Raw genomic sequence first — 12,290 nt, forward strand, 5'->3', positions numbered from 1 at the left:
GCCCCGCTCAACGGCGCATGAAGGAAGGCACGTCGACGTCGTCGTCCTCGCCGTCCTCGTTACCGACCGGCACGGCACGCGACCCCGTGGATCCGAGCGGCGGAAGGCTGGATCCGGTGGGCGTACCGACCGGCTCACGCGGGGCCACCGGCGGGGCCGGCGCCGGCTCGGCGGGCGCCGCCGGAGCAGCCGCGGCGGGGCGCTCGGACTGGCCGACCTCACCGGCACGACCGGCACCGATGTTGCCGCGACCGATCGCGGACTGGACCTCGAGCGGACGCTTCACGGGAGCGCCGCCGTCGAAGCCCGCCGCGATGACCGTGACCCGCACCTCGTCGCCGAGCGAATCGTCGATGACCGTTCCGAAGATGATGTTGGCGTCGATGTGCGCGGCCTCCTGGACCAGCGACGCGGCCTCGTTGATCTCGAACAAGCCGAGATCCGAGCCGCCCGCGATCGACAGCAGCACGCCGCGTGCACCTTCCATCGACGCCTCGAGGAGCGGCGAGTTGATCGCCGTCTCCGCAGCCTTGATCGAGCGGCCCTCCCCGCGGGAGGAGCCGATGCCCATCAGCGCGCTGCCGGCACCGGACATGACGCTCTTGACGTCCGCGAAGTCGACGTTGATCAGACCCGGCGTGGTGATGAGGTCGGTGATGCCCTGGACACCGTTGAGGAGAACCTCGTCGGCGCTCCTGAACGCGTCCATCAGGCTCACCGCGGCGTCGCCGAGCTGGAGCAGACGGTCGTTCGGGATGACGATCAGCGTGTCGCAGGACTCGCGGAGCGCGGAGATACCGGACTCCGCCTGCGAGCCACGACGCTTGCCCTCGAACGAGAACGGACGAGTCACGACACCGATCGTGAGAGCACCGAGCTTGCGGGCGATGCTCGCGACGACGGGCGCGCCACCGGTGCCCGTACCGCCACCCTCACCCGCGGTGACGAAGACCATGTCGGCGCCCTTGAGGACCTCTTCGATCTCGTCCTTGTGATCCTCGGCGGCCTTGCGGCCGACCTCCGGGTCGGCGCCGGCGCCGAGGCCGCGGGTGAGCTCGCGTCCGACGTCGAGCTTGACGTCGGCGTCGGACATCAGCAGAGCCTGGGCGTCCGTGTTGACCGCGATGAACTCGACTCCCTTGAGTCCCTGCTCGATCATGCGGTTGACCGCGTTGACGCCGCCGCCGCCGATACCGACGACCTTGATTACGGCGAGGTAGTTGTGCGGGGGCGTCATGGGCTCTCGCCTTCCGTGAGTGGGTTTCGCGCTCGTACTAAGGGGGTGATTGCCGGAAAACCCTCAACCTCAACCACAGGGTCAAGGTTATGTCAAGTAGTCCCTCGAAGCGAAACGCTATGCAGTGGCACAGCGATCCGCCAGCAGGCGCGCCGACACGCGCCAAGTTTTTGCGGGCGTTGGTTGCCGCTGACCTGGATTGCGGTGTGCGGCCCCAGGATCACCCATCACTTTACTGTGGGCAACTCGGGACTCGACACATCGAAGATCCGGCCGGGCTGCGTCAACAGCACGGACACCACCGCCGACTTCCTCTCGGAGCCGTCGGCACTGCCCCACACCACGACACGGCCGTCCACAAGAGTAACCGAGACACTCGAAATCGTCGGCGCGGCAACCTCGGAGACCTGGAAGCGCACGGACTCCGGTAGAGCCCCCAGCACCTCGAGCGCAGCCTGCGTCGCGTGGTCGTCGCGTCCCGGGGTGGGAGTCACCAGACGCACCACACCGAACGGCGGAGGCTCGATCGCGAAATCGACGCCGTTCTCGTCCATGAGGTGGGTGCCCTCCGGGGAATCGAAGAACACCACCGGAATCCGCTCGGTGACCGAGACCACGACGGTCGACGGATACTCGCGCCGCACCCGGGCCTCCGCGACCCGCGGCATGCCGGCGACCCGCTGCGCTGCCGCGGCCGTGTCGACCCGCAGCAACGGCCTGCCCTCCTGGATCCGGGCCTGCGCCAGTACTTCCTCGGACGAGAGCACGCCGTCGCCGACGAACTCGACGCTCCGCACCGACATCAAGGGGCTGAACCACAACGTAGCCGTGAGCGCGACGATCAGCACCGCCACGGTTCCGCCGATCAGGAAGACCTTGCGACGCAACGACCTGGCACGTGCCCGATCGACGGATCCCCGGCCCGACCGCTCCGCCGGCTCCGGCGAATCGACCTGCACGGACGAGCCCTGCGGAACCTGCTCGCTCGGTCGGGAGCGCACCCGGCGGTCCCGCCTGGCGTCGCTTCGTCCGCCCCGCGAGCGACTCCGGCGATCGGAGGTCACATCCGCTCCGAACCGGATCCCGCTGCCGCCGAACGACTGCCGTTGGGGCGAGCCCGCAGTGCGTCGAGGATCTGACCACCGAGCATCGTCACGTCGCCCGCACCCATCGTGATCACGACGTCACCCGGTTCCGCCAGGCTCGCGACCTGACGCGGCACCTGCGACCGATCCGGCTGATAATGAACGGGTTTCGTCACCGACTGCGCGACCAGTGCCCCGCTCACCCCCGGCAACGGCTCCTCGCGGGCGCCGTAGACGTCGAGCACCACGACCTCGTCCGCCAGATCGAGCGCCTCACCGAATTCCTGCGCGAACGTGACCGTCCGCGAGTAGAGATGCGGCTGGAACACCACGACGACCCGGCCCGGCTGCCGGTCGTCGTCGACGAGATCGCTTGCCGCACCGAGGACGGCGCGCACCTCCGTCGGATGGTGCGCATAGTCGTCGAACACCCGAACGCCCCGCTCACGCCCGGTGAACTGGAATCGGCGATGGACTCCGCCGAACCCGGCGAGCCCCTCGAGCAGTTCGTCGATCGACGCCCCCGCGCCGCGACCGGCGAGCAGAGCGGCAAGCGCGTTGAGCGCCATGTGCTTTCCGGGGACCCCGAGGCGCAGAGTGCGCGCGGCGTCCTCACCGGCGAACCTGATCTGGGCCACTCCCCCGGTATCGCGGGCCTCCCACGACACCAGCTCGACGCCGACCGGCACGGGACCGGCGGCGGCCACACCGTCCGCGGTGCCGTAGCCGACGACACGGACGTCGTGGCGGCCCGCCTCGATCGTTCGGCGTGCGAGCGCCGCCGACCCGGGGTCGTCGAGACACGCCACCAGCAGGCCGCCCGGCGCGATCCGCGCGACGAAGTCGTCGAAGACCTGGACGTATGCGTCGCTGGTGCCGAAGAAGTCGAGATGATCGGCCTCGACGTTGGTGACGATCACCACGTCGGGGTCGTACTGCAGCAGCGAGCCGTCGCTCTCGTCCGCCTCGGCGACGAAGACGTCACCGGTGCCGTGGTGCGCGTTGGTGCCCGCCTCGTTCAGCTCACCGCCGACCGCGAACGACGGATCGAATCCGCAGTGCTGCAGAGCGACCACGAGCATCGAGGTGGTCGACGTCTTCCCGTGCGTGCCCGACACGAGGAGCGTGCGGTGGCCCTGCATGAGGGACGCGAGCACCGCCGGCCGGAGGATCACCGGGATCCCCCGAGCCGCCGCCTCCACGAGTTCGGGATTGTCCTTCGGGATCGCGGCGTGGGTGGTGACCACAGCGGTCGGCCCGCCCGGCAACAGGTCGAGTGCGCTCGCGTCGTGGCCGATCCGCACCACGGCGCCGCGGGCGCGCAACGACAGCACCCCGCGGCTCTCCTTCGCGTCGGAACCGGATACCTGACCGCCGCGAGCGAGCAGGATCCGCGCGATGCCGGACATGCCCGCACCGCCGATCCCGACCATGTGCACCCGCTCGAGCCCCACGGGTAGCTGCTCACTCATCGGTTTCCCCTTGCTACGTCGACAACGATCTGCGCGACCGCAGCGGCTGCACTGCGGTGACCGGCGCCGGCGGCGCAGCGACCCATCTCGTCGAGTCGCGCCCGGTCTCCGAGCAGCGGTACGACGGTGTCCGCCACGAACTGCGGCGTCAGCTCCGCGTCTGCCACGATCATCCCACCACCCGCAGCGACGACGGGCCGGGCGTTCAGTTCCTGCTCACCGTTTCCGTGTGGCAACGGCACGTAGACGGCGGGCAGACCTACCGCGGACACCTCGGCTACCGTCATCGCACCGGAACGGCAGATCACGGCGTCCGCCGCGGAGTACGCGAGATCCATCTGCTTGAGGTACGGCACCGCCACGTAGGGCGCCGCCGCCCCCGATTCGACGTCGACCGAATTCTTGGGCCCGTACGCGTGCAGCACCGACACACCCGCCGCGGCGAGCTGCGGCGCGGCGCCGACGACGGCCTCGTTGAGCGACCGCGCACCCTGGGAACCGCCGAACACCAGCAGCACCGGTCCTTCGGCGGGCAGACCGAAATGCTCGCGCGCCTTCGCCCGCAGCGCCGCCCGGTCCAGGCCCGTGATCGACGAGCGCACCGGAATACCCACCACCTCGGCGTCCGCCGCTCCCCGGGCCGCGACGCCCGAGCCGGGGACCGCCGCGAGCACGCGTCGGGCCCGGCGGGCGCCGATCTTGTTGGCGATACCGGCACTCGCGTTGGCCTCGTGAATGACGATCGGAATCCTCCGGCGCCGCCGCAGTAACCCGGCCCCGGCCGCCAGGTAGGCCGGCAGCGCGACGTACCCGCCGAACCCGACTATCACGTCGGCGTCGGTGCGGTCGAGCACCTCACGGGTGGCGGCGATGGAGCGTCGCAGCCTGCCCGGCAGGCGCAGCAGGTCCATCGTCGGTTTACGCGGCAGTGGAACCGGCGGGATCAGTTCGAGGGGGTAACCGCGCTCGGGGACGAGAGTGGTCTCGAGTCCGCGCTGCGTGCCCAGCGCCGTCACCACGGCGGACGGGTCGAGCGCGCGGACCGCGTCCGCCACGGCCATCGCCGGCTCGATGTGTCCGGCGGTCCCGCCGCCGGCGACCACCACCGAAAGGGCAGTGTTCCTGCCGTTCCTGCCGTTCCTGCCGTTCACGCCGTTCACCTACGTATTCCTCGCTCTCCTGGACGCGGGTCGCGCGCACGCGTCGCGCGCCCCCGCTCCGTCATGGGGCTTCGCCCCTCGTTGTCGTCCGACCGTCGGCCCCTGGCCGGCGGCGTTCGGCGGGCCGTGTCGTGTCCACGCCCCTGTGGCTGTCCGTACGGATTGCCGGTGCCGATCCGCTCGGTCCGAGCGGGGGCCCGCTCGCCGCGCGCCGGCTGGATCTTCCGATTCTCCTGCCCGCGGACCACCGCGGCGCCCCGCTTCCGAGGCGGGATGTACGCCGCCGGCTTCGGCAGCCGGAGCAGGCGCGCGACGCGGCCGTCCTGACCGCTGTGCAGCGCCGACACCGCCTCGGGTTCGTGCCGGGCCGCGTTCGCGACGAGGCCGAACATCAGTAGCGTCGTCGCCGTCGACGTGCCGCCCGCCGACACCAACGGCAACTGCAGACCCGTCACCGGCAGGACGCCGACGACGTAGCCGATGTTGATGAACGCCTGGCCGGTGATCCACGCGGTGGCGGTCGCGGTCAGCAGCTGCAGGAACGGGTCGGCCGACCGGCGAGCGATTCGCAGGCCGGTGTAGACGAACAACGCGAACAGTCCGATCACGGCGCCGGCGCCGATGAAGCCGAGCTCTTCGCCGATGATCGCGAAGATGAAGTCGTTGTGCGCGTTCGGGAGATAACTCCACTTGGCGCGGCTCTGGCCGAGTCCTTCGCCGAACAGGCTGCCGTCGGCGAGCGCGTACTTGGCCTGCCGCGCCTGGTAGCCCGCGCCCTGGGCGTCGTCACCCGGGTTCAGGAAGGACTGGACACGCGCGGATCGATACCCCGCGGTGAGCGCCAGTGTGGTCGCGGCAGTCGCGCCGGCCACCAGCAGGGACAGGAAGATCTTGAGCGGCAGACCGGCGAACCAGAGCAGCGCCAGCAGGATGATCGCGAGCGAGATGGTGGTGCCCAGGTCGGGCTGCAGGACGATCAGGAAGAACACCACCAGCGCCGCCGGCACCAGCGGTATCAGCATCTCCCTGAGCGGGGGGTTCTCGCGCCGCCGCGTAGCGAGGAGATGCGCACCCCACACCGCGAACGCGATCTTCGCCAGCTCCGACGGCTGCAGGGAGATCGGGCCGATCACGAACCAGCCACGCGTGCCCTGGGACTCCGTACCGATACCCGGAATCAACACCAGCACGAGCATCACGATGGTCACGCCGAACGCGGGCAGCGCCCACTTGCGCAGCAGGCGCACCGGAACGATCAGCGCGCAGTAGAAGATCACCAGACCGACCGTGGCGAAGATCAGCTGTGAGACGAACTTGCCGTACGCCGAACCGTCACGAGCCACCGACTCGACACTCGACGACGACAGAACCATCACCAGACCGAGGACGGTCAGCAGCATCGCGATCGTGACGACGAGATGGAACGACGTCAGCGGACGCGCAAGCCACGCACCGATCCTGGTGCGCGGCGCACGTTCGCCGGCCGTGGTCATCCCTCGATCCCCCGGCCGGTGTCGGCAGCGGTCAGCGCCGCGGCCGCCGCGGCGAAACTGCGTCCACGGTGCCCGTACGAGTCGAACATGTCGAGCGACGCCGCCGCGGGCGCGAGCAGGACGACGTCGCCCGGCGCAGCCAGCGCCGCAGCGGTCCGCACCGCCTCCGCCATCACGGTGTCCGCGTCCGCCGCGGGAAGATCGAGGTGAAGCGCCGGCTCGGCGCCTTCCTCGGGCCCGTCCACACCCTCATGGCCCCCATCGTCGCCCGCGCGGACGAGAACGACCGGAACCTCGGGGGCGTGTCGTGCGAGCGCGTCCGCTATCGCCCCGGCATCACGGCCGATCAGGACCGCCCCGGCGATCCGCTCGCCCACCTCGGCGACGAGGTCGTCCACGCGGGCGCCCTTGAGCAGGCCGCCGGCGATCCACACGACCGAATCGTGCGCGACGATCGACGAGCGCGCCGCATGCGGATTGGTCGCCTTCGAGTCGTCGACGAACGTGATCTCCGCGAGCGTGCGGACGACCTGCGCTCGGTGCGGGCCCACGCGATGCGCACGCAGTCCCGCGGCAACCGCATCGGTGGTGACACCGATCGCGCGGGCCAGCGCAGCGGCCGCCAGCGCGTCGGACACTCCCGCCGGCCCCGGCGGGCTGATCTCGTCCGCTGGAACGAGGGCTGCGCCGTCCGCGAACGCGCGATCGACGAGCACGCCGTCGACGACGCCGAGTTCGTTCGGGTCGGGTTCGCCCAGGCGGAATCCGATCGTGCGCCCGTCCCGCGAGCGGTCCGCCAGCGAGGCCGCCACCGGGTCGTCGAGCCCGACGACCGCGACGGCGCCCGTCAGAGCCTGTGCCTTGGCGTCGACGTATCCCGGCATGCCGCCGTGCCAGTCCAGGTGGTCCTCGGCGATGTTGAGCACGACCCCCGCCGCGGGCCGAACCGACGGCGCCCAGTGCAGCTGGAAGGACGACAGCTCGACGGCCAGCACCTCCGCCCGCGGCTGCGCCCGCAGCGCATCGAGGACCGGAAGACCGATGTTGCCGCACGCGGCGGACACGAAACCGGCCGCCTCGAGGATCGAGTGCAGCATCGACGTCGTGGTCGTCTTGCCGTTGGTCCCGGTGACGACCAGCCACTGCCGCGGCGGTCCGTACATCCCCGACCGGTCGACGTGCCACGTGAATTCGATGTCGCCCCACACCGGAACCCCCGCGGCCGCGGCGGCGGCCAGCACGGGTGCGTCGGGCCGGAAGCCCGGGCTCGTGACGACGAGCTCGAACTCGGCCATCCGCCGAGGATCCGCCGCCAGGTCGTCGACCGGCACCGTGGACGCCCCCGCCTCCGCGCAACGCGCGAGCGCGTCGGCCGCGGTGTCGGTGACCGTCACGTGTGCTCCGAGGTCGTGCAGCGGTGCGATGACTGCCCGACCGGAGATGCCCGCGCCGGTCACCAGGACCCGGGCACCGCGCAGCCCGTCCAGGTTCGCAGGATCGATCGGCATGGATCAGTCCCCGATCGCCGCGAGGTACTCGCTGTAGAACAACGCCAACCCGATCGCGGACGCGATCGCCGCCAGCAACCAGAATCTGATGATCACCTGGGTTTCCGCCCAGCCACCGAGTTCGAAGTGGTGATGGAACGGTGCCATCCGGAAGACCCTTCGGCGACTCGATCGGAAGACCGCCACCTGGATGACCACCGACGCGGCCTCGGCGACGAACAGCGCGCCGATGACGACCATCAGCAGTTCGGTGCGGGTCGTGATGGACAGACCCGCGAGCATGCCACCGAGAGCCAGCGAACCGGTGTCGCCCATGAAGATCTTCGCCGGCGCGGCGTTCCACCACAGGAAGCCGATGCACGCCGCGGCACCCGCCGCGCACAGCAGCGCCAGGTCCAGTGGGTCGCGGACGTCGTAGCAGCCCTTGGCGGGTCCGGCGGTGACCGGCCCGCCACTGCACGCGTTGCGGTACTGCCAGAACGTGATGATGACGTAGGCACCGAGCACGAGGCTCATCGAGCCCGCCGCGAGACCGTCGAGCCCGTCGGTGAGATTCACCGCGTTCGACCACGCGCTCACCAGCAGGTACACGAACAGGATGAAGACGATCGAACCCATGCTGACGGTCGCGATGTCGCGTACGTAGGACAGGTGCACGCTGCCGGGTGTCAGACCGTTGCCACCGCGGAACTGCAGCGCCAGGATCGCGAAGACCACGGCAGCCACGAGCTGGCCGACCAGCTTGGCGGTCTTGTTCAGGCCCAGGTTGCGCTGCTTGCGGATCTTGATGAAGTCGTCGAGGAAGCCGACCGCGCCGAGCGCGGTCGTCAGGCCGAGCACCAGCAGACCCGACGCCGTCGGGCCCTCCGCGTCGTAGCCGATGCCGATCAGGTGCGAACCCCAGTAGCCGGCCCACAGACCGGCCAGGATGGCGACACCACCCATCGTGGGCGTCCCCCGCTTGGCCTGGTGGCTCGCGGGCCCCTCGACCCGGATCTCCTGCCCGAAGCCCTGCCGCGAGAAGACCTTGATCAAGACCGGTGTCAGCAGGATGGAGACGGCGAGCGCGATGCCCGCGGCGAAGAGGATCTGCCTCACTGCGGCGCCTCCTCGCCGGTCACCGAACCCGCCACGGGCGCCGCGAGCACGGCATCCGCGACCTCCCACAGACCGATCGACTGCGACGCCTTCACCAGCACCAGATCACCGGCCCTCAGTTCCTGCTCGAGCAGTGCGATCGCGCTCGCACCGTCGGGCACGTGGATCGCCTCGTCACCCCACGAACCTTCCATCACCGCTCCCTGGTACATCGCGCGGACGGGCCGGCCCGGTCCGACGAGGATCAGCTTGGTCACGTCCAAGCGCACCGCGAACCGTCCGATCGCGTCGTGCTCGACCACTGATTCTGGCCCCAGTTCCGCCATTTCACCGAGGACCGCCCACGTCCGGCGCGCCGGACCACGTCCCGACCGCGCCATGGACACCAGCGCCTTGATCGCGGCGCGCATCGAATCGGGGTTGGCGTTGTACGAGTCGTTGACGACGGTCACGCCATCGGACCGGTCCCGGACCTCCATGCGGCGGGCCGACACGGGCGCCGCGCCGCCGAGAGCCGCAGCGATCTGATCGAGGGTCGCACCGCACTCGAGTGCGACGGCGGCCGCCGCGAGCGCGTTGCCGACGTGGTGCTCGCCGTGGACCGCGAGAGTGACCGGGACCGCCCCGGCCGCGCACGTCAGCGTGAAGCTCGCGCGCGCCTGGTCGTCGAGGCGCACGTCGGTGGCGCGGACGTCGGCGTTGCCCGACAGGCCGACCATCACCACGCGCGCCTCGGTCCGGTCCGCCATCGCCGCGACCAGCGGGTCGTCGGCGTTGAGGACCGCCACTCCGCCGTCGGCCGCGGACGGCAGCGACGCGGGCAGTTCGCCCTTGGTCTCCGCGATCGCCTCGCGCGAGCCGAACTCGCCGAGATGCGCGGTACCGACGTTGAGGACCACTCCGATACGGGGTGGTGCGATCTCCGCGAGCGCCGCGATGTGGCCACGGCCGCGCGCGGACATCTCGAGCACCAGGAACCGGGTGTCGGCGTCGGCGCGCAGCGCGGTCCACGGATGTCCCAGTTCGTTGTTGAACGACCCGGGGGGCGCGACGACCGATCCCAGCGGCGACAGCACCGCGGCGAGCAGGTCCTTCGTGGACGTCTTGCCCGACGACCCCGTGACGCCCACGACCGTCAGCCCCGACTCGGTGGTGAGCCGGTCGACGCTGGCGCGGGCCAGCTTGCCGAGCGCCGCCAGCACCGCGGCCCCGGACCCGTCACGATCGTGTTCGAGGGCCAGTGCCCCGTTGCCCGACGTGCCGAGCGGCTCGACGACGATCGCGGGAACCCCGACGGGACGCGCCGCGAGCACCGCGACCGCACCGGCCGCGACCGCACCGGCCGCGTGGTCGTGGCCGTCCACCCGCGCACCGGGCAGCGCCAGGAACAGGCCACCCGGGGTGATCTTGCGGGAATCGAACTCCACCGTTCCCGAGACGGTTGCCGACGGATCGTCGACGTCGTGGAGCGTCCCGCCGACCGCCTGAGCGATCTGAGCGAGCGTCATCGGGATCATGCGTTTCCTCCGTGTGCGCGATCCTCGGGAACGATCCGTGCGATCGCCGCTGCCAGGACCTCGCGGTCGTCGAATGGGTATTTCACCCCGTGGACCTCCTGGCCCGACTCGTGCCCCTTGCCGGCCACGAGCACCACGTCACCGGTCCGCGCCCAGCGGACCGCCGCGGCGATGGCCTCCGCGCGGTCACCGATCTCGCGGACCTCCCCGCGCTCGGCGTCCGGAACGGCCACGGCTCCGGCGAGCATCTGTGCGCGGATGGCGGCGGGGTCCTCGGTGCGCGGATTGTCGTCGGTGACCACCAAGAGGTCGGCGCCGCGGGCGCCGGCCTCGCCCATCAGGGGCCGCTTGCCGCGGTCACGGTCACCGCCGGCACCGACGACGACGGCGATCCGCCCCTTCGTCTGCCCGCGCAGGGTCGCGATGACGGCTTCCAGTGCTGCCGGCTTGTGGGCGTAGTCGACGACTGCGAGGAAGTCCTGGCCCCGCTCGACGCGTTCCACCCGACCCGGGACGTCGACGTTCGCGATCCCGGCCAGAGCGGCGTCCACGTCGGCTCCCGCCGAACAGCAGATCGCGGCGGCCAGCGCGGCGTTGGCGACGTTGTAGTGGCCGGGTAGGCGAAGTGTCGCGGTGCGCGGCGTGCCGTCGGGACCGGTGAGGGTGAAGACCTGGTTTCCGGTGTCGGACGACGACGTGGCGGTGGCCGTCCAATCGGCGGGCGGGTGCGTGGACACGGTCTCCACCGCGTCCGCGTCAGCGGGATGCGCGTGGCGGGCGATCTCGGCCATCCGGACGCCCCACCGGTCGTCGGTGCAGATCACTGCGCGCTGGGCGCACACCGCGGAGTCGGCGGCGAACAGCCGACTCTTGGCGTTGAAGTAGTCGTCGAAATCCTTGTGGAAGTCGAGGTGATCCTGCGACAGGTTGGTGAATGCCCCGATCGAGAATCGGACGCCGTCGACCCGGCCCAGCGCCAGCGCGTGACTCGACACCTCCATGACGACCGTGTCGATGCCGCGTTCACGCATCGCCGCGAACAGCGCGTGCAACTGCGGCGCCTCCGGCGTCGTCAGGGCGCTCGGCACCCGATGCCCCGCCACCCGCGTCTCGATCGTGCCGACCAGGCCGATCGTGTGCCCGGCCGCGGCGAGACCCGCTTCGACCAGGTACGACGTCGTGGTCTTCCCCGAGGTGCCGGTGATTCCGATGATCTGCATGTGCTCGGACGGGTGCCCGTAGATGGTCGCCGAGGCCTCGCCGAGGACCTGCCGCGGATCGGGGTGCACCAGCACCGGCAGCGACGCGTCCGACTCCCCGGTGCGCACAGCGAGCATCGCGACGCCGGCGTCGTCGGTGAGAACGGCGGACGCACCGGCAGCGATGGCGACACCCACGAACTCCGCCCCGTGTGTGTGGGCCCCCGGCAGCGCGGCGAACAGGTCGCCCCGGCGCACCGCCTGCGCCCGCAACTCGACGCCCGTCACGTCACCGGCGTCGGCGCCGGGCGACCCGATCCACTCGAGTCGGGCACCGATCCGCGCCGCGAGGTCGGTCAGGGCAGTGAACGGTGGATTCTCCGGCCGGAGACCACCCACCGCCGCCGCGTCCGGCGTTGACGGCTGCGGACTCGGATGCACAGGCAGTAGGTCCTCTCGGGTCGCTTCGGATCGGGTATCCGATGGATTTCTTTCGGAACTTCACGCGGGTCACCGCGCGA

Annotated in this window: 9 protein-coding genes; all 9 read right to left on the minus strand. The window is 70.8% G+C overall.

Annotated elements, in window-relative coordinates:
- Window positions 1-7 precede the first annotated feature (7 nt).
- Window positions 8-1,237: a cell division protein FtsZ gene (gene ftsZ / locus PSS76_RS16115; RefSeq protein ID WP_013416358.1), complete on the minus strand. Its 1,230-nt coding sequence runs from the start codon at window positions 1,235-1,237 to the stop codon at window positions 8-10.
- Window positions 1,238-1,464: 227 nt separating this feature from the next.
- Complete coding sequence (locus PSS76_RS16120; protein WP_013416359.1) at window positions 1,465-2,238, minus strand: cell division protein FtsQ/DivIB; 774 nt, start codon at window positions 2,236-2,238, stop codon at window positions 1,465-1,467.
- Between the two features lie 59 nt (window positions 2,239-2,297).
- Complete coding sequence (gene murC / locus PSS76_RS16125; RefSeq protein WP_238781068.1) at window positions 2,298-3,794, minus strand: UDP-N-acetylmuramate--L-alanine ligase; 1,497 nt, start codon at window positions 3,792-3,794, stop codon at window positions 2,298-2,300.
- Window positions 3,791-4,945: an undecaprenyldiphospho-muramoylpentapeptide beta-N-acetylglucosaminyltransferase gene (gene murG, locus PSS76_RS16130; RefSeq protein WP_064078477.1), complete on the minus strand. Its 1,155-nt coding sequence runs from the start codon at window positions 4,943-4,945 to the stop codon at window positions 3,791-3,793. Before murG ends, murC begins: the two co-directional genes overlap by 4 nt.
- A 5-nt stretch (window positions 4,946-4,950) precedes the next feature.
- Complete coding sequence (gene ftsW / locus PSS76_RS16135; protein ID WP_081205745.1) at window positions 4,951-6,447, minus strand: putative lipid II flippase FtsW; 1,497 nt, start codon at window positions 6,445-6,447, stop codon at window positions 4,951-4,953.
- Window positions 6,444-7,955 carry a UDP-N-acetylmuramoyl-L-alanine--D-glutamate ligase gene (gene murD / locus PSS76_RS16140; RefSeq protein ID WP_337456349.1) on the minus strand — a complete coding sequence of 504 codons (1,512 nt, stop codon included), beginning with the start codon at window positions 7,953-7,955 and terminating at the stop codon, window positions 6,444-6,446. Before murD ends, ftsW begins: the two co-directional genes overlap by 4 nt.
- A 3-nt stretch (window positions 7,956-7,958) precedes the next feature.
- Entirely contained in the window at window positions 7,959-9,053 is a 1,095-nt protein-coding gene (gene mraY / locus PSS76_RS16145) for a phospho-N-acetylmuramoyl-pentapeptide-transferase (protein ID WP_005512540.1), read from the minus strand.
- The gene (locus PSS76_RS16150; protein WP_013416362.1) at window positions 9,050-10,570 is read right to left on the minus strand and encodes a UDP-N-acetylmuramoyl-tripeptide--D-alanyl-D-alanine ligase; all 1,521 of its coding nucleotides are present in this window, start codon (window positions 10,568-10,570) and stop codon (window positions 9,050-9,052) included. The genes mraY and PSS76_RS16150 overlap by 4 nt, the downstream gene beginning before the upstream one ends.
- A complete protein-coding gene (locus PSS76_RS16155; protein ID WP_069856490.1) occupies window positions 10,567-12,210 on the minus strand; it encodes a UDP-N-acetylmuramoyl-L-alanyl-D-glutamate--2,6-diaminopimelate ligase in 1,644 nt (547 codons plus the stop codon). The genes PSS76_RS16150 and PSS76_RS16155 overlap by 4 nt, the downstream gene beginning before the upstream one ends.
- Window positions 12,211-12,290: the final 80 nt, after the last annotated feature.

The organism is Prescottella sp. D32, assembly GCF_037287305.1.
Taxonomy (GTDB): domain Bacteria; phylum Actinomycetota; class Actinomycetes; order Mycobacteriales; family Mycobacteriaceae; genus Prescottella; species Prescottella equi.